The organism is Megasphaera massiliensis (assembly GCF_036305205.1).
Classification (GTDB): domain Bacteria; phylum Bacillota; class Negativicutes; order Veillonellales; family Megasphaeraceae; genus Megasphaera; species Megasphaera massiliensis.
In genome coordinates, this window is record NZ_JAXIXE010000039.1 from 32,912 (window position 1) to 48,893 (window position 15,982).

At 52.2% G+C, this 15,982-nt stretch carries 19 protein-coding genes; 1 reads left to right on the plus strand and 18 read right to left on the minus strand.

The window, feature by feature from the left end; all coding sequences use genetic code 11:
* Positions 1-2 precede the first annotated feature (2 nt).
* The 10 genes from UCI88_RS08460 to UCI88_RS08505 all read right to left on the minus strand — a co-directional run bounded on the left by UCI88_RS08460 (position 3) and on the right by UCI88_RS08505 (position 8,083).
* Positions 3-1,085: a phage tail sheath subtilisin-like domain-containing protein gene (locus tag UCI88_RS08460; protein WP_009014542.1), complete on the minus strand. Its 1,083-nt coding sequence runs from the start codon at positions 1,083-1,085 to the stop codon at positions 3-5.
* Positions 1,066-1,530 (minus strand): phage tail terminator family protein, encoded by a 465-nt coding sequence (locus UCI88_RS08465; RefSeq protein WP_009014543.1) that lies wholly within the window; start codon positions 1,528-1,530, stop codon positions 1,066-1,068. Before UCI88_RS08465 ends, UCI88_RS08460 begins: the two co-directional genes overlap by 20 nt.
* A complete protein-coding gene (locus UCI88_RS08470) occupies positions 1,527-1,946 on the minus strand; it encodes an HK97 gp10 family phage protein (protein WP_009014544.1) in 420 nt (139 codons plus the stop codon). Before UCI88_RS08470 ends, UCI88_RS08465 begins: the two co-directional genes overlap by 4 nt.
* On the minus strand, positions 1,927-2,274 hold the full coding sequence (locus UCI88_RS08475; protein WP_330024173.1) for a phage head closure protein: 348 nt from the start codon (positions 2,272-2,274) through the stop codon (positions 1,927-1,929). Before UCI88_RS08475 ends, UCI88_RS08470 begins: the two co-directional genes overlap by 20 nt.
* Before the next feature lie 16 nt (positions 2,275-2,290).
* Positions 2,291-2,572 carry a head-tail connector protein gene (locus tag UCI88_RS08480; RefSeq protein ID WP_009014546.1) on the minus strand — a complete coding sequence of 94 codons (282 nt, stop codon included), beginning with the start codon at positions 2,570-2,572 and terminating at the stop codon, positions 2,291-2,293.
* Positions 2,573-2,575: 3 nt separating this feature from the next.
* A complete protein-coding gene (locus UCI88_RS08485) occupies positions 2,576-3,766 on the minus strand; it encodes a phage major capsid protein (RefSeq protein ID WP_156705319.1) in 1,191 nt (396 codons plus the stop codon).
* Positions 3,767-3,777: 11 nt separating this feature from the next.
* Positions 3,778-4,485 carry a head maturation protease, ClpP-related gene (locus tag UCI88_RS08490; protein WP_009014548.1) on the minus strand — a complete coding sequence of 236 codons (708 nt, stop codon included), beginning with the start codon at positions 4,483-4,485 and terminating at the stop codon, positions 3,778-3,780.
* Complete coding sequence (locus UCI88_RS08495) at positions 4,475-4,960, minus strand: phage portal protein (RefSeq protein WP_009014549.1); 486 nt, start codon at positions 4,958-4,960, stop codon at positions 4,475-4,477. Before UCI88_RS08495 ends, UCI88_RS08490 begins: the two co-directional genes overlap by 11 nt.
* A gap of 108 nt (positions 4,961-5,068) precedes the next feature.
* On the minus strand, positions 5,069-6,865 hold the full coding sequence (gene ltrA / locus UCI88_RS08500; RefSeq protein WP_156705317.1) for a group II intron reverse transcriptase/maturase: 1,797 nt from the start codon (positions 6,863-6,865) through the stop codon (positions 5,069-5,071).
* 531 nt (positions 6,866-7,396) lie between these two features.
* Positions 7,397-8,083, minus strand: coding sequence for a phage portal protein (locus UCI88_RS08505; RefSeq protein WP_330024174.1), 687 nt, complete (start codon positions 8,081-8,083; stop codon positions 7,397-7,399).
* Between the two features lie 220 nt (positions 8,084-8,303).
* Between UCI88_RS08505 and UCI88_RS08510 the strand changes: the two genes are divergently transcribed.
* On the plus strand, positions 8,304-9,134 hold the full coding sequence (locus UCI88_RS08510; protein ID WP_009014551.1) for a class I SAM-dependent methyltransferase: 831 nt from the start codon (positions 8,304-8,306) through the stop codon (positions 9,132-9,134).
* A gap of 6 nt (positions 9,135-9,140) precedes the next feature.
* On the opposite strand, the gene UCI88_RS08515 is transcribed toward UCI88_RS08510, so the two are convergent.
* From UCI88_RS08515 to UCI88_RS08550, 8 genes are all read right to left on the minus strand, one after another.
* Positions 9,141-10,733 (minus strand): terminase large subunit, encoded by a 1,593-nt coding sequence (locus UCI88_RS08515; RefSeq protein WP_009014553.1) that lies wholly within the window; start codon positions 10,731-10,733, stop codon positions 9,141-9,143.
* A gap of 5 nt (positions 10,734-10,738) precedes the next feature.
* Positions 10,739-11,209, minus strand: a complete 471-nt coding sequence (locus UCI88_RS08520; protein ID WP_009014554.1) for a phage terminase small subunit P27 family — start codon at positions 11,207-11,209, stop codon at positions 10,739-10,741.
* 161 nt (positions 11,210-11,370) lie between these two features.
* Positions 11,371-11,700 carry a hypothetical protein gene (locus UCI88_RS08525; RefSeq protein ID WP_227202564.1) on the minus strand — a complete coding sequence of 110 codons (330 nt, stop codon included), beginning with the start codon at positions 11,698-11,700 and terminating at the stop codon, positions 11,371-11,373.
* Between the two features lie 113 nt (positions 11,701-11,813).
* Positions 11,814-12,425: a DUF4314 domain-containing protein gene (locus UCI88_RS08530; protein ID WP_009014556.1), complete on the minus strand. Its 612-nt coding sequence runs from the start codon at positions 12,423-12,425 to the stop codon at positions 11,814-11,816.
* 76 nt (positions 12,426-12,501) lie between these two features.
* Positions 12,502-13,404, minus strand: a complete 903-nt coding sequence (locus UCI88_RS08535; RefSeq protein ID WP_227202565.1) for an amidoligase family protein — start codon at positions 13,402-13,404, stop codon at positions 12,502-12,504.
* A gap of 107 nt (positions 13,405-13,511) precedes the next feature.
* Positions 13,512-14,369 carry a hypothetical protein gene (locus tag UCI88_RS08540; protein WP_227202566.1) on the minus strand — a complete coding sequence of 286 codons (858 nt, stop codon included), beginning with the start codon at positions 14,367-14,369 and terminating at the stop codon, positions 13,512-13,514.
* A gap of 61 nt (positions 14,370-14,430) precedes the next feature.
* Positions 14,431-15,654 carry a site-specific DNA-methyltransferase gene (locus UCI88_RS08545; RefSeq protein ID WP_256322784.1) on the minus strand — a complete coding sequence of 408 codons (1,224 nt, stop codon included), beginning with the start codon at positions 15,652-15,654 and terminating at the stop codon, positions 14,431-14,433.
* The gene (locus tag UCI88_RS08550; RefSeq protein ID WP_330024175.1) at positions 15,605-15,886 is read right to left on the minus strand and encodes a hypothetical protein; all 282 of its coding nucleotides are present in this window, start codon (positions 15,884-15,886) and stop codon (positions 15,605-15,607) included. Before UCI88_RS08550 ends, UCI88_RS08545 begins: the two co-directional genes overlap by 50 nt.
* Positions 15,887-15,982 lie beyond the last annotated feature (96 nt).

Consider the following 15,982-nt stretch of genomic DNA (forward strand, 5'->3'; position numbering starts at 1 on the left):
CCTCAGATATTGATGGTAATCGTGACATCTTCCATAGCATCCAGCAGCGACGCCTTGACGGCGATGAATACATTGCTGCCGATATTGGCCAGCTTGATGTCCATATCGGACATGTCTGCCAGTTCCGCCTTGGTGTATTTGCCGTTGGATTCCAGCCATATCTTCGTGGATTCCACATCGATATACGCTGTGTTCTGGTCCTGTTCCAGCAGCCCTTCCTGGGCCAGCTGGTCAAGATACCCCTGGATGGCCGTCACCAGGAGGCAGCGGTTCGCATAGCTGTTAGCATATTTCCCGAGGTAATGGTCCTGGGCCGTCGTGCGGATGTCGTCGTGCATCATATCCATCAGGTCCACGAGCTTGATTTTCTGGAAGCTCGTCCCCTTATCCTGGACGGTGGTCACCAGGGAATTGATGCCCCGGGCCAATTTCACCTTCTCACCATCAAAGAAGAAGAACAACTTCCCCGCTCCGGCCATGGTATCCATTTCCTCTTTCGTCCAGACATCGCAGCCAATGACTTCCGGCAGCGGCGCGTAGGTACAGGAAATCGTCATGGGCGTCCCGGCGATGATGCCGGCGATGCGCCCACAGTACTGGGCCGTCGTATAGGTCCTGCTCTTCGTGCGGATGGTCTTGTTGACGAAGTTGATGACACCTTCCGTATCTGCCGTACAGTCCGGCAGCACAGCCTTGATCATCTTATCTTTATTGGTACGCATCCCCTTGACCCAGGTGGCGATGGTATCGATGTGCGACGTTCCGATATCCGGGATGACCAGGTAATCGAAGCGCTTGTTCTCGATGACCTTCAGGATATCCGTATAGTCCTCGGCTTCACTGCTGATGATCTCAGCAATGACTTTCTTCGGACTGTTCACATAGCCCCGGAGCGCCAGTTCCAGCTGTTCCCGGTTGCTGTCGGACAGTTCCTTGGGAATGTCATCTGCTGTGTACAGGTTCACTTCCGTCTCTGAAGGCAGGGTCTCTTCCTTCAGAATCATCAGAACAATGCCGCGTTCACTGCGTTCGATAGCACTGATGCCTTTTTCCTTGAACACGACATTAATGGATGGCATTTTCATATTTCGTTGTCTCCTTTCCCCGATACCGCTGATGCAACACTTTCATCCGTTCGACTGCTTCCGTTTCATCTGCGGAATCGTAGTACTGGACGGTCAGCGTCAGCCGGCCGCCATCGTTGTCGGCACCGATGAGTTCCTCGTTCATCGAGCGGACAGCAAAAAACCTGTCCTGGACGGCAATCCCGTCACGGAACAGGTCTTCTGCAGCAGCCAGCACTTCATAGATGGATGCGCTGGCCGTCTGCTTCTGCGGTATATAGGTGATGTACATATCTGTATCCCGGTACACTTCCTTGCGGCCCTGAGGCGAAGCCACCGTCATCGTCTTCAGGAAAAACGCTGGCGGACGGAACCCTTCCTTCACTTCCTGCAAGTACACGGGATACGGGAACCGTTCCTTCAGCTTCTGCTGTACGGCCTGCAGGATGTCGATGTCATGGATCATGCGCTGCCTGCTTTCTTCAGGAGCTTCTTCGCCAGTTTCTCCAGGCCCGGCTGCAGTTCCCGGGCTTCGAATGCCTTGACGGATTTCTCCGTATAGTGCTGGCCTTCATAATAGCCAATGGTCCTGCCGCCCGGCGTTTTCTTGACATGGCCGTTATTGAGCAGGTGATGGACCGGATGCCTGTTGACCAGTTCATAGGTCAGCTCCGAGCCGTTATACCCTTCCACCTTATGCTTCCAGCCTTTCTTCAGCTTGCCCGTGCTGCCTTCCGGTGTGTTTTTTACGCACTCCTTTTTGAGCTTGTTGCCGATAGTGATCAGGCCTTTCTCGGCAGTCCCTGGGAAATCTTCAACGGCAGCCATCAACTTGGAAGACAATTCTTCCAGGCCGGTCATGTCAAAGTCCGCTTTGCTCATAGTCCGTCCCCCTCACTTCTTCCGTACAGTACAGCTCCAGGGCTTCATGGCGCATATACGGGTCGACGATGGTGTCGATATCGTAGAGGTGATTTTGGTATTTCACTTTCATGTCGTGGGTGACGCCCGGACGCCAGCGGATGGTGATCTTGCTGTACTCCGTGTCCGCCTTGCGTTCCATCTCATAGAACACTTTTCCCCTGGCAGACTCGATGGATGCCCAACAGCGGTACACTACGACGTCAGCCTGGGTATCGAAACCATATTCATCCGTCACGGCCTGCTTTCCCAGAATCTCAATCCGTTTATTCAAAAGCCCCGTCTTCATGGGCATCCCCCCCTTTTCAAAAACAGCTCCTCCGGACCCCGAAAAGAAGCCAGCGCAGCCGCTTCAGAAGGCCGGAATAATCGGCTTCTTCCCGATGCTCGTACAAAAAGGCAGCGGCATAGAGGATGGCTTCATGGAACACGACGGGATTCTCTTCGGCATCCGCTTCCTCGCAGCGGGCCAGATCCAGGCACAGGGCCTGGGCCGTTTCCAGGGAAGACTGGATGACGTCATCATTACTCGTGTCATCTTCATCAATCCGCAGGTATTCCCTGGCTTCTTCCAGCGTCACAATCATGGCTTATCCCTTCGCTTTCATCTCCAGGGCCTGGACCGCTTCCTTCAGCATCAGCATGCCATCGACGCGCTGGCTGGCGAGGAAGCCGATCTGGCCGTTGGCGGCATACAGTTCGTTGAGCCGCTTGAAGGAGCGGTATTCCCGGTCGGCAATCCAGTAGTAGCTGAAATCGCCGAAGAGCATGGGACGGCTGCCGGCCGCCAGTTCCGGGGCAAAGGATGTGCTGTAGCAGGGACGGTTCAGGATGGTATCCGGTGTCCCGGCCGTGACAGACGGCTGCCAGATGTAGTTGCCGTTGTTGTCTTTGATTTTGCGCAGGGCCTTGATGGTCGCATCGTTCAAGAGCCAGACAGCCTTGCGGCGGTACGGGATGCGCAGGGAGTGATACAGGTCGATGACATCATCAAAGGTGATGGATGCGCCATTGGCTGTCACGCCCAGCTCCGCGGACGGGAACACGCCAGTCGGCTTGTTCTTCCCGTCACCGATGAGGAAGGCTTCTTCTTCCTTCGTACCGATACGGCGGGCAAATTCGCCAGCGATATAGCTTTCCAGGTCGAAAGCGCTGTCATTCAGCAGTTCTTCCGACACACGGATAGCCGTCCCCAGCTTGTATGCCCCGATGGACTGCTGGCCGAAGGTATCCTGGCTGTCCGGATAGAGCCCATTCTCTTCCATCCAGGACGCTTCGCCATGTCCCGTCACGACGGGAATCTTGCGGTCGCCGCTGGTATGAATGACGGTGGCCAGGCCGCGGAAGAAGTTCTCTTCCTGGAGCTTGTCGATGAGCTGATGCTCGAATTCATCCGGCACCAGATAGCCGCCATCGGCATCCGTGCCAACGCTCAGGGCGTTCTGTACATCAATGAAGTTCTTATGGCGGATGCTGTCCCAGAAAGCCTTACGATAGGCATCGGACGCACAGCCTTTCTTTTCTGCTCCATTCTGGCCTGCGCCAGGGAGTTCAGTAATCGGCATCGTTGTCGGCTGGGACAGCTGGGCATCAAGCTGCTGCTGGCGTTCCAGGCGGTCGATTTCCTTGCCGAGATTTACTACATCCGCTTCCATCTTGTCGTACCGGGCCGCGTCTTCCGCAGACACCATGCCGTTCTCATCACGGGCCGTATCCAGGAAGGCTTTCGCCGCATCCCACAGATTCTTGCGTTTCTCACGCAGTGCTAAAATCGTATCCATTATTGTCCTCCTTAATGAATGAGCAATGCCAGCCGGTTCTCCAGGAAAGCGGCTGGCACTTTCTGCAAGGGTTTCTTTGGTTTCAGTTTCTGTACAAAGGAATTCGTCACCGTGACCGGGCTGTAGAGCATGGCTTCCGGCTGTTCTTCATTTCCCTTCTTCTGGTCGAACAGGATTTCATCGGCAAAGCCCAGTTCCACAGCCTTCTTCGCGTTGAGCCAGGTCTCGTCATCCATCATGTGGGAAATCTTCGTGCGGGCCAGGCCGCTCTTGATTTCGTAGGCATTGATGATGCTCTCTTTGACTTCGCTCAGCATGCCGATGGTCTTTTCCATCTCTGCCTGGTCGCCATAGGCCAGGGTCGCCGGATTATGGATCATCAGCATGGCCACTGGCGACATACAGACCTTGGTCCCGGCCATAGCGATGACGGAAGCTGCCGAAGCAGCTAGGCCGTCAATCTTGACGGTGACGTTCCCCGGATAATCCATGAGCAGGTTATAGATTTGTGCGGCGGCAAAGCAGTCCCCACCCGGGCTGTTGATCCAGAGCGTGATGTCACCGCTGCCTGCGTTCAGTTCATCTTTGAACGCCTTCGGCGTCACTTCATCACCCCACCAGGTTTCGTCGGAAATCTGGCCGTCCAGGTAGAGCGTGCGATTACTGCCGAAAGAATCCGGTGCTTCGTTGGTCACCCACTTCCAAAATTTATGTTTCATTCGTTTCTCCCTTCTGGGCAAAGGCCCCGGCGTCCTTGAGCTTCGTCATGCTGCCATTGACAAGGTATAGATTACCGCCTTCTTCATCCGGCACGGGATTCATGTCTTCCATCTCCCGGATATCATTGGCGGACAGCCAGCCGTTCTGCCGGCCGATGCTGTACCCGGTCATGCGGCTCTCGTAATCGCCGCGCATGAGGCCGTTCACGTTGAACTTCAGGAAATACTGCTTCTTCTCTTCCGGCAGGAACAGGGCTTTCTGCATGGCCTGCTCCCAGCGGATGACCCACGGGTCAAGGGTGTATTTCACAAATTCCATGGACTGCTGCTCGATGTTATTGAAGGAACTTTTCTCCAGGTCGCCGATCATGTGCGGCGGGATGCGGTAAAGCCGGGCAATCTCATCGAGCTGGAACTTCCGCGTCTCCAGGAACTGTGCTTCTTCCGGCGGGATGCCGATCTGCTGGTACTTCATGTAGAGTAGGCAAGTGCCGCCGTGCATTGTTTCCAATGTCGGTTTGCACATGCCTCTCCCCAAACCGTGCTTACACCTCTCGATGTACACGGCTTTCCATTTACGCTCTTACGAATGATGGATTTTCTTATGGCATTCTCTACAAACGACAAGTGTTTTCCTTTTTCTTGCAATCATCGCCATTTCCCATTGCTCTTTCCCTTTAAGATTTTTCATTCTGTTGATGTGATGGATTTCAAAGGAAATTCCGTCACCTTCCGCACCGCATAATTCGCATTTACAAGCCTTCAACCTGGCTTCAAGAGAATTTCTTGTGTTTAAATGAATATGGTTCTTTACCGTATCAATGTTTGGTTCTTCAAAGACTTTTCCCCGTTTGAAGTTAGAGAATTTCACAATCATCATGCGCTTTTTCTCTTTCATCGTTTCATAGGGAACGCCCCATGATTTACCGCACTTGAACATTCTCTTTATGCCTGATATTCTGGTTTTATGCTTCTTAGCAAGTGTTTTCAGGCAACTGTATTCCATTAGATAAACGAAATACGTCAGCTTTGAGAAATTACTGGCAATGCTGTAATAATTACAGATTCCACGAGTCTGCGAGTTATAGGTATCTACAATTTCAAGGTCTGTAAGACCTGCCATCGAGTTTCTTTGCCATGGAATGAGACTGCCGTCTTTACCTTGGATGACAATCTCACGGTCATACATAAACTTCTCAATCCGCTCCATAGGAATAAGCAATTCTACAGAGTTATTAAGCGTCCTTTGTACAACCCCGTTGGTTTTCCTTTTGGATTCCTGACATCTGCGCACGTTGATGTCATATCCGAGAAAATGAGCGTTGTCGGAACTGTGCGTGATTTTTGTTTTCTCGTCAGACAGTTCCAGTTTTAATTTTGTTGCGACAAACAACGTAAGCTCCTGCTTTATGCTCTCCGCATCTTCACGGCTTCCGCTGACACCAATAATAAAGTCATCGGCATAGCGTACATAGGCAATTTTCTTGTCGGAAGCGTCCTTGTATGGCAATCTGCGCTTTTCCACTTCAAGCTTATGAATCTGTTTTAGCAGTTCTTTCTTTTCTGCTTCATCATCGCAATCACCGTAACGCTTTCTCAGCTTGACAATCTCTCTTACCTTTTTACCGTATGCAGGTGTATAGGCATATTCAGCAGACGCATTGAATTCCTGTTGCATGGCTTCTACTTTCTTATCCAACTCATGCAGATATATATTCGCAAGAATCGGGGAAAGTATGCCGCCCTGCGGTGTTCCGCTGTATGTCTTGTGGTATTCCCAATTTTCCATGTAGCCTGCTTTCAGAAACTTTCCTATCAGATTTATGAACTTGCTATCCTTGATCTTCTCGGAAAGCAGATTCAGCAGAACCGCATGGTCAATGTTGTCAAAGCACCCTTTAATATCACCCTCGATAAACCACTTCGTACTGCGGAACGAACGACTGATTTCTTTCAGCGCCGTATGACAGCTTCTATTTGGTCTGAATCCGTGCGAATGGGCACTGAAAACAGGCTCATAGATTGCTTCAAGTATCTGCCGTATCGCATCCTGTACCAGTTTATCTCTGAATGACGGAATGCCCAATGGACGCATTTTCCCGTTGCGCTTAGGAATGTAGACACGTTTTACTGTTTTTGGCTCATAGGTCAGGTTTTTCAGTTCATCAATAATCTGATTCACATATTCCTTTCCAAAACCATCAGCCGTATCATTATCCACACCCTCAGTTCCTGCGCCCTTGTTTCCGTAAAGGTTCTTGTATGCGGTCATGTAGATATCCTCTCGCAAAAGATACCTATAGAGCCGCGTGTAGATACCGTCTGAATGCTCTTCAGAATTTCCGTACATTCGCTTTAAAATTTCAGATGTTGGCTTCATCGAGGTTTCTCCTCCCTTTCATCTTTCCTTTTAGAGTTGCATAAACTGCGTTCCTTCGCCATGTAAGAGCCATTAACTCTCTCAGACTACTACGAACGCTCCGTACCCATAGGCGGTATTCAAGTCCTATAGACTATAGCCTTTCGGCATCCGTCTTTAGGGTATCCCCAGTTAGCGTCATTGCTTGGTATGCTCGGATTGTCGGTTCCGCTTTAGACCCTTTAACACAGGTTCTCCTGCTCGTGCCGTGACATTTGCAATCATGCTGTCTTTGAAGGATGTAAAGACAGCCGGTCACGGAATGGGTAATAGGCTAATTTCCCAATTCCCCTCGGAAATGGACACTCAGGTCTCACGTTCAGTAGATAACTTAAACCTCATATCCGATTGTTGTTGCGGTTCAGTCGTACCTTATAGCCTTTGGGTAACTTACCGCTTTCCTGCCGTGCTATGTTCCCGTATCAGCTTTCGCATTGCGGTAAAGCAGGTCAACTCACCCATGATTGTGGGTGGTAGTACCAAACACTACTATCAATGACGCCCGTCTGGGCGCACGCCTTCTTCCAGCACAGCTACCTTGTGGGCATTGCCCGTCCCCCGGTAGACAGCATTCCACGAATCCCGGACTTTGGCCGGGTCCTTCAGAACGCCGGGATGTTCCAGCACCCCGCTGGGACTGGCTCCGTTGGCAAAGAAAGACGCACCGTATTCCTCGCAGGCCATGGTCATGCCCACGGCATTGCGGGCCATGGCAATGGGCGAATAGCCGACCAGGCCGTCAAAACCAAGGCCGGGGATATGCAGTACATCTTCCTTCTGCAGGACCACCTGCCCGTATGGTTTGACATTCGGATTCTCATTACCCGTCTTGGTATACAGATAGAAAATCTGTCCCCGGTCATCCCGGCAGACGGTCATCTTGTCTGGACGCAGCGGATAGAGTCCCTGCACCCGTCCCAGGCGGTCCCGGATGATCTGGGCGTAGGCATTGCCCCAGATGAGCAGATGGCTCATAAGCGTTTCCCGGAAGATGAACGAGGTCATCTCCGGGTTCGGCTCATCATGGAGCAGATGATACAGCGGATGGTCATAGACCCGCTCCTTACCGCCCGGCGTGTAACGGTACAGCTGTAGCGGCAGAGCTGCCAAGGTTTCCGCCAGGATGCGGACACAGGCATACACCGCCGTTGTCTGCATGGCCGTGAACTCGTTCACCATCTTGCCGCTGGTGGAAGGGCCGAACAGATAACGGAAATCCGTGCCGATGTAATAGTTCTGAGGCTTGTCCCGAGTACGGAACAGGCTGGATAAAAATGGGATATGCATGAAAACCTCCTGAAAAGGGATACTTAACCTAGTAATTGATAGTTTACAAACACGTTTTATTAGTGGTAAACTATCTTTATAATAGTAAATCTCAGAAAGGAAATGAGCACTCATGAGCAGAATAACTATTGAAAAAAATACGGTGCAAGAAACATTAATCATTCCCCTCTATGCCAGGAAACTTGGCAATGAGCTCTTCCCTCACATTCTCCTAGACCCTTATGCGGATGACGTAATCAGACATCTGAATTACGATTTTTCTACGCTTGATAAAAAGAAAGGTTCTTTTGTTTGGAAGTTTGGTGCCTTAGAAGGTATTCTTCGAAGCAAAGCTATTCTTTATGAGATGCAAGACTATCTATCTTCCCATCCAGATGCGGCTGTTGTGAATATGGGATGCGGATTAGATCAGACCCCTCGCTTAGGAGATAACGGAAGAATGAATCTATACAATATCGACAGGAAAGACATTATTTCCATACGAAATTCGCTTCTTCCCCCTATTGGCCGAGAAATCAATATCGCGGCTGATTTAAATGATGATACTTGGACTCAATACATTGATGTATTTCAAGGAGTTTTCCTGTTTGCAGCCGGAGTGTTTATATATCTCAGAGAAAAAGAGGTACATCAACTTATTCTGAGGCTAAAGGGTGCCTTTTCCCACGGTTGCCTCGTATTTGATACTATCGGCAGCTTCGGTATAAAAGTACTGATGAAGAGAACATTGAAAACAATGGGAATACATGGCATAAAGGGAATGTTCTACTGCAATAACCCACTTCATGACCTAAGATTGGACGACGACATTAAGGTATCTGTACGAAAATACCTGACAGGCTATGTAGACCTGAAAAAGGAAGGCATCTCTCCACTTTTAAGGGGAATGGCGTATCTTTTCGATTGGGTGTTCAGAATGAACATCTGCCAAATTACCTGGTAATAAAAATCAAAAAGCAATAACACCCCGTTCGTCATAGACACTGCCGCTGCCTATCCCGTTGCGGATGCAGCGGTCCAGTGCCATGATAGACGCCACGATTCCGTCGATTTTTTCGACGGATTTTTCTTTATCCGGCTTGATGTTTCCCGCCGGGTCCTGCCGCATGACCACGTTGCCAGCCATCCATTTGAGAACAGGATTGCCGCCATGGACGATGTTCCCTTCCATCAGGAGCTTGAACAGCTCCTTCGACGGCGGTGACATATCCTTGAATCCCTGGCCGAAAGGCACCATGGTAAAGCCCATGTCTTCCAGGTTCTGCACCATCTGGGTGGCGTTCCACCTGTCGTAAGCGATTTCCCGTATATGGTATGTTTCACCCAGCTTTTCGATGAACTTCTCGATGAAACCATAATGGATGACGTTCCCTTCTGTCGTCTGGATGAATCCCTGTTTTTTCCAGACATCGTAAAGGACATGATCCCGGCGGCACCGCACTTCCAGCGTGTCTTCCGGCAGCCAGAAGAAAGGAAGCAGGATGTATTTCTCATCCTCGCTTCGTGGCGGGAAAGCCAGGACCAGGGCCGTGATATCCGACGTGCTGGACAAATCCAGCCCGCCGCAGCACATCCGTCCCCGCAGAGAATCCCGGTCAATGGGAAGATTCCCCTTGTCGTAGACCTGTTCCGGTATCCAGCGGATGCTGGCCGAAGTCCAGATATTGAGCCGGAGCTGCTTGAAGACATTCTCTTCCGCCGGATTTTCGACGGCAGTCCGATACGCTTCCCGGACGCGGTCGATTTGTATGGTATGGCCCAGGGACGGGTTCGCCTTGTACCAGTTCGCTTCGTCCGTCCAGTCTTCCTCAGGTTTCAGCCCATAGACCACCGGGTAAAAGGTGGCATCCTTCTTCCGGCCCGCCATCAGGTCCAGGGCCTTGGTATGCAGTTCGTAACAGATGCTGTTCTTGTCATTGCCCGCCGTAGTGATGATGAAAAAGAGCGGCTGCTCCCTTGCATCACCAGAGCCTTTGGTCAGGACATCGTAGAGTTTCCGGTTCGGCTGGGCATGGATTTCATCAAAGACCAGGCCGGACACATTGAGTCCGTGCTTGGTTCCTGTTTCCGCTGACAATACCTGATAGAACCCGGCATTGCGGTAGTTGATGATCCGCTTCCCGGCCGACCGTATCTTGGAACGGCGCATCAGGGCCGGACTCATCTCGACCATCTGCCGTGCCACATCAAAGACGATGGATGCCTGATTGCGGTCACAAGCCGCACCATACACTTCGGCACTCGGTTCATTATCGGCATAAAGAAGGTACAGGGCGATGGCTGCAGCCAGCTCGCTTTTCCCGTTCTTCTTTGGAATCTCTATATAGGCCGTCAGGAACTGCCGCTTCCCGTTTTTCTTGACGATGCCGAACAGGTCACGCACAATCTGTTCCTGCCAGGGCAATAAGAGGAAAGGCTTCCCGGCCCATTTTCCTTTGGTATGACAGAGATGCTCGATGAAAGCGACGGCACGGTCAGCCTTTTCTTCATCATAACGGGAATCCGGCAGCATGAACGCTGACGGCTTATATACAAACGCCAAACTTGTCACCCCCTTAGCAGCAGTTCCATTTCATCCGTTTCTGTTTCTGCCCCGTTTTTTTCCCCGATCATGCGGCTCCGGGCAGACGGAGTCAGGCCGAACTGCTCGCAGAATTTCAGCATGATCTTGAGGTTCGTCTGGGCGATGGACACCTGCGGCACTTGCTGCAGGTAGCCGTTCGGCGTCCGCACCATATCCCCATGCTGGGTGATGAACTCTTCAGCCCCTTTCCACCGGGCATACGCCTGGCAGTATCCGGCAAAGGCCATCATATCCAGATGGGTCAGCATCCCCATCTCAGCGAGGACTTTCCCCAGCCGCTTCCATTCTTTCTTGGCATCATCCTCCAGCCAGTCCGGGCAGCGAGGGAGCCGTCCCTTTGGCATGGGTTCCTTCTTATTGAGGGGACGATGGCCGGGATTGCCTTCCAGCACCTTGAGCGCCGTCGGCTTCGGTTTTCTTCCTCGTACAGCCAATGGCGCTCACCTCCCAATAAAAAAAGCCCTTGCGGGCTGTACGGCAGAGAAGGCCGCGGCTGCAGCCTTCCCAGATTTTCTTTTACCATTTCTAAAGAAAATTTATGCATTTTATTTTATGGCAAAGAACAGGGCCTTGCAGCCCCGTCTTCAGGATTCCCTTACTTCGTGCTTTTCAGGACATCGACCAGCCATCCGGCGCTTGGATGGGTTGCCCCGGTTGCTTTTTCAAGCACCTGGCGGTCTTCCTCGATATAATGAAACCCCTTGCCGACTTTGATGAACCGGGCATCTTCGTAGCCTTTTATATCAGTCCGGTAAACCCTTGCCGTGCGGCTTTCGCCATCGTAGCTTTCGCCATCCCATCCGCCAAAAGTGAAGGTCATTTTTTCCTTGGTAGCCTTGAAATGGGCTTCAAAATCAGCCCTTGTTATGGCTGTTTGGTATTCGCGGAGTTCGAAATGGTTGCGGAGTGCATAGATGTTTGTCATGGTAAAATCCTCGCTTTCGTGTGCTTTTCCTCTAGGGCTTATCCCCTTTGTCATGTATATATATCACTCTGAACGCACATAATAGCAAGTCATTCATCCGATATTTATGCATCTTATTCGATGACTTCCCATTCATCGGCTCCGGGTACCAGCCCAAGACTGCTGCCCGTATCCCACTGTACATGGATGGTTCCGGCATCATCGACGAACTGGACGGTGCCTTCAGTTCCCCTGGACGGTGCCTGCCTGTCATCCATGGCGATAAGCCGCACCCGCGTCCCTTCCATCCGTTCCCGGCTGTGCCGCAGACCGGCCCGCAGGACGGACAGGTCGAAACCGAATTTGCGGTACTCCTGCTCCATGTTCTGGTAGTACCAGTCTTCCGGGATGCCGAACCGCCGGTCTTCGTGCATGATGTACACAAGACCGCTGATGATGCCGTCATCTGTTTCCATTTCCACTTCTTTTTTGTAGTAGAACCGCGGGAAGCCTTCATAGGCATCGAGCCGCCGTTCATCCGCCGAAGAAATGCGCCAGAAAACAACCGGCACGAAGGTATCCACCTTCTTTTCGATAGTGGCGTAACATCCTGTCAGGGACCCTTTGAAGAGAAGTTCATAGCCCCGGATCCGGCCCGTTCCTGCAAGAACGGCATCAGGGCACCGTCTTGCCATCTGTACTTCACTCATGTTGCTGCCGTAGGCAATGTAGATTCTTTGTTTCATCGCTCTCATCCTTTCTGAAGGGAATGCCCTTCTACCACCCCAAGGGCAGCCGAAGCTGCCCGGAAGGCTATCTCCTTCAAGCGGCGGCATTGCGCCATGCGGAATTGCCCGTGAGGTGTTTGAGGAAGTGGAGGCGGCAGGCCTTAAATTCGTCGCCGATGAGTCCGAGCCGGAGCATCCAGCACCGGAAGGCGTATTTCTCATTATCCGTCTCGGTCTTCCGTGCCGAGGCCTTCTTCTGCGTGAGAGCCTGATGGGCGACAGCCAGGCAGAACTGGATGTATGCCTTGATTTCCCCGGCGTGAAGCGTCCCGTTGAAAAGCCGGAACTCGACGGTTCCCTTGGTGAAGGTGGCGTGCAGGTTCAGCCCGTGGTAGCGGGTGCTGTTGTAATGATGATTCCGTCCGTAAGGCGCTTCCTGATACCAGAGGTTGGCGATGCCGTCCAGGGTGACCGGCTTTTTCCGGTTGAGATCCTTCAGGAAAGCGGTGTTCGTCTTCCGGCAGTACCGGCTTTCCCGCGAGGGGTTGATCTGGAGAGCGCGGTAAATCATGTCTTCCTTGCTCGCCATGATGTTCACCAGGTTCCGCAGGGTCTTTGCCGTGAACTGTTCGGCCCCGACATGGATGTGGATGCCGCAGGACTTGTTGGCAAAAGCTCCGGCCTTGCGAAGCGTCCGCACCAGTTCCTGCAGCTTCGGGATGTCTTCGTAGGAAAGGATGGGACTGACCACTTCCGTGCGGTAGAAGCTGGAAGCATCTGTAATGTTTCCGTTCACCTTCTTCTGGGGAACCAGGCTGGAGTCGTTCATGGCTTTCCATTTCCGTCCCTGTTCATCCCTTGCAGTGTAGGTATCGTAGGCTCCGCCTTCGTGCCGGCTTTCCGTCCCGAAGAAGCGGGCCATGAGGCTGGCGGCCCGGCTTCTCGTAATCCCTGTCATTTCCATTTCGATTCCAAAGTGCAGTGTTTTCATAATCATCTCTGTCCTTTCTATGTGTGCGTGTGTTCTTTTGGTACACTATATATCACTCTAAAGGCACACAATAGCAAGCTATTTTGAGAATAATTATGAATTAAATCGAAGGTTTATAGGTTCGGATGCCGGCGTTCCTTCTGCTTTCTGGCATGGGTCATGGCCTCTTCTTCCGTGCGGAAAGCACTCCATCCGTTCAGGCCTTTCAGCAGGACCATGCGCGATTCGTGGCTGGCTTTGGTTCCCATGCCGATGCGCAGGAGCCACATCCGCAGGTAGTACTTCTCGTTTTCCGGCTTCCGTGTGGCAGGCTGGACCCGTTTCGCCTTTTTCGCCGCACTGACCATGAAAGCCGCCAGTTCAATCAGGGCGCGGTTCTTTACGGCATTGCCGGTCGCGGAGAAGCAGAATGTCACCGTGTCTGCGGCAATCAGGAACCCCCGCCCTTCCTTTCCGTAGTTCTGATAGATGGCAAAGAAGGAAGTCCGGTCTGTACCGGGTTCTTCTTTCAGGTCTTCCACCAGCCTGTCCGGCACATGGATGTTTTCATGTCCTGCGGCCCGGTTGAGCAGGTACTGCTGAGCATGGAGCATGAAGACCAGGTTGCGGAGCTGCGCCCCATCCATGCCATCATTGGGAACCTTGATTTCCATCTTGTCCGGCTCCGTCTGCGGCAGTGCTTCCGATTCTGGCGTTTCATCCTGCTGTGTCGGTTCTTGCGTTACTTCGGTTTCCGTTCCTTCTTCCGGTTTCGGCTGCGGAAGGATTCCGGCTTCCTGCAGGAAAGCCGTGATGGCGGCTTCTGTCTTTTCATCATCGCATTCGATATCGCCGCTGCGAAGGATGCGGAAGCCCTGCCCTTCGTAGGCAAAGGCCGGCGTCCCGGTGTAATGAAGCTTTTCGTTATGGTTGAAAGGAATCAGCCGTCTGGCCAGTTCCTTGCGGTCGTTCAGGTTCGTCTGGATTGTCATGGTCTATGTACCTCCTTGTTTTGCTAGTACATATATCACTCTGAACGCCGATAATAGCAAGTCATTCTTGCACTTTATCATAGGGAATTTTCTCATTCCCACGCAGTACAAACACGCCTTCACTCCCGCACTCGCTGATATACCGCTTCACGATGACATCGACGAACTTCTCGTCCAGCTCGATGCCATAACAGATGCGGTCCGTCTGCTGGCAGGCCATGAGCGTGGAGCCGGATCCGAGGAACGGGTCCAGGACGATGCAGTGGCTCATGGACGAGTTCTGTATGGGATAGGCCATGAGCGCCACTGGCTTCATGGTCGGATGTTCCTTACTGGCTTTCGGACGGTCATATTCCCAGATGGTTGTCTGCTTGCGGTCGGAATACCACTGGTGTTTCCCGTTCAGCTTCCAGCCGAACAGGCACGGCTCGTGCTGCCACTGGTACGGACTGCGGCCCAGGACCAGGGCGTTCTTCTTCCAGATGCAGCAGCCGGACAGGTAGAAGCCTGCGTCCTTGAAGGCCTTGCGGAAGTTCAGCCCCTGCGTATCGGCGTGGAACACATAGATGGATGCATCCCGTTCCATGTTCTGCTCCATGTTGACGAAGGCGCTGAACAGGAACTGATAAAATTTATCGTCCGGCATATTGTCGTTCTTGATTTTCCCGGCCGTTTCTTCCACATCCACATTGTACGGAGGATCCGTCAGCACCAGATTGGCTTTCTTGCCGTCCATCAGCCGTGTGTAGGTTTCCGGCAGCGTGGCATCGCCGCAGATGACACGGTGTTCCCGCATGAGCCAGATATCCCCTGCCTTGGCCATAGCCGGCTGTTCCAGTTCTCCGTCCACATCGAAGTCATCTTCTTTCACCTTCTTGTTGTGGACTTTAGAAAAGAGCTGCTCCACTTCCGGCGCCTCAAAGCCTGTCAGATTTACATCGAAATCGACGCTCTGCAAATCGACGATGAGGTCGGCCAGGAGCTGTTCGTTCCAGGCGCCGGTGATTTTATTGAGCGCGATATTGAGGGCCTTGACCTTGTGTTCGTCTTCAATATGGACGACCACACACTGCACTTCTTCATAGCCCATTTCCTTCAATACGGTCAGGCGCTGATGCCCGCCGATGACGGTCATATCATAGTTGACGATGATGGGTTCCACATAGCCGAACTCCTGGATGGAGTGCTTGATTTTTTCGTATTCCTTGTCGCCGGGCTTCAGCTGCTTCCTGGGGTTATATGCCGCAGGCTTCAGCTGGCCGATGGGCAGGACTTTCCATTCCATATCCGATGTCTTCATACGCTGTTTCCTTTCTGGATGCCGCGGCGATGGCGGCTCCGTATCCATTTAGATGATGCCAGCGGCAATAATTCCGTACGCTGTCCCGTGACAGCTTCGTTTCCCGGGCGATGGCCTTGTATCCCATCCCCTGTTTCCGCATGGTTTCAATCTGCCTGCGCTGGCAGTCATTCATGAAGGTTCCCTTCTTCCTGGCAACAAAAAAGCCCCGGGCCATAAGCCTGGAGCTGCCTGATATTCGATTGAATTCCGTCCTTATATCCCCCCTTATGAATTTCGCGGTTTTTCCCATTTGAGGGGGCGGCGGTCATGG

Coding starts and splice junctions, on each gene's coding strand:
- UCI88_RS08480 (WP_009014546.1), bottom strand. CDS start 2,572: ATGATTGTGACGCTGGAAGAAGCCAGGGAATACCTGCGGATTGATGAA.
- UCI88_RS08495 (WP_009014549.1), bottom strand. CDS start 4,960: ATGAAGTACCAGCAGATCGGCATCCCGCCGGAAGAAGCACAGTTCCTG.
- UCI88_RS08490 (WP_009014548.1), bottom strand. CDS start 4,485: ATGAAACATAAATTTTGGAAGTGGGTGACCAACGAAGCACCGGATTCT.
- UCI88_RS08545 (WP_256322784.1), bottom strand. CDS start 15,654: ATGGAATGGAAAGTCCTGCCCATCGGCCAGCTGAAGCCTGCGGCATAT.
- UCI88_RS08475 (WP_330024173.1), bottom strand. CDS start 2,274: ATGAAGACGGGGCTTTTGAATAAACGGATTGAGATTCTGGGAAAGCAG.
- UCI88_RS08470 (WP_009014544.1), bottom strand. CDS start 1,946: ATGAGCAAAGCGGACTTTGACATGACCGGCCTGGAAGAATTGTCTTCC.
- UCI88_RS08460 (WP_009014542.1), bottom strand. CDS start 1,085: ATGAAAATGCCATCCATTAATGTCGTGTTCAAGGAAAAAGGCATCAGT.
- UCI88_RS08525 (WP_227202564.1), bottom strand. CDS start 11,700: ATGACAAACATCTATGCACTCCGCAACCATTTCGAACTCCGCGAATAC.
- UCI88_RS08540 (WP_227202566.1), bottom strand. CDS start 14,369: ATGACAATCCAGACGAACCTGAACGACCGCAAGGAACTGGCCAGACGG.
- UCI88_RS08530 (WP_009014556.1), bottom strand. CDS start 12,425: ATGAAACAAAGAATCTACATTGCCTACGGCAGCAACATGAGTGAAGTA.
- UCI88_RS08510 (WP_009014551.1), top strand. CDS start 8,304: ATGAGCAGAATAACTATTGAAAAAAATACGGTGCAAGAAACATTAATC.
- ltrA (WP_156705317.1), bottom strand. CDS start 6,865: ATGAAGCCAACATCTGAAATTTTAAAGCGAATGTACGGAAATTCTGAA.
- UCI88_RS08505 (WP_330024174.1), bottom strand. CDS start 8,083: ATGGTGAACGAGTTCACGGCCATGCAGACAACGGCGGTGTATGCCTGT.
- UCI88_RS08535 (WP_227202565.1), bottom strand. CDS start 13,404: ATGATTATGAAAACACTGCACTTTGGAATCGAAATGGAAATGACAGGG.
- UCI88_RS08550 (WP_330024175.1), bottom strand. CDS start 15,886: ATGGCCCGGGGCTTTTTTGTTGCCAGGAAGAAGGGAACCTTCATGAAT.
- UCI88_RS08465 (WP_009014543.1), bottom strand. CDS start 1,530: ATGATCCATGACATCGACATCCTGCAGGCCGTACAGCAGAAGCTGAAG.
- UCI88_RS08485 (WP_156705319.1), bottom strand. CDS start 3,766: ATGGATACGATTTTAGCACTGCGTGAGAAACGCAAGAATCTGTGGGAT.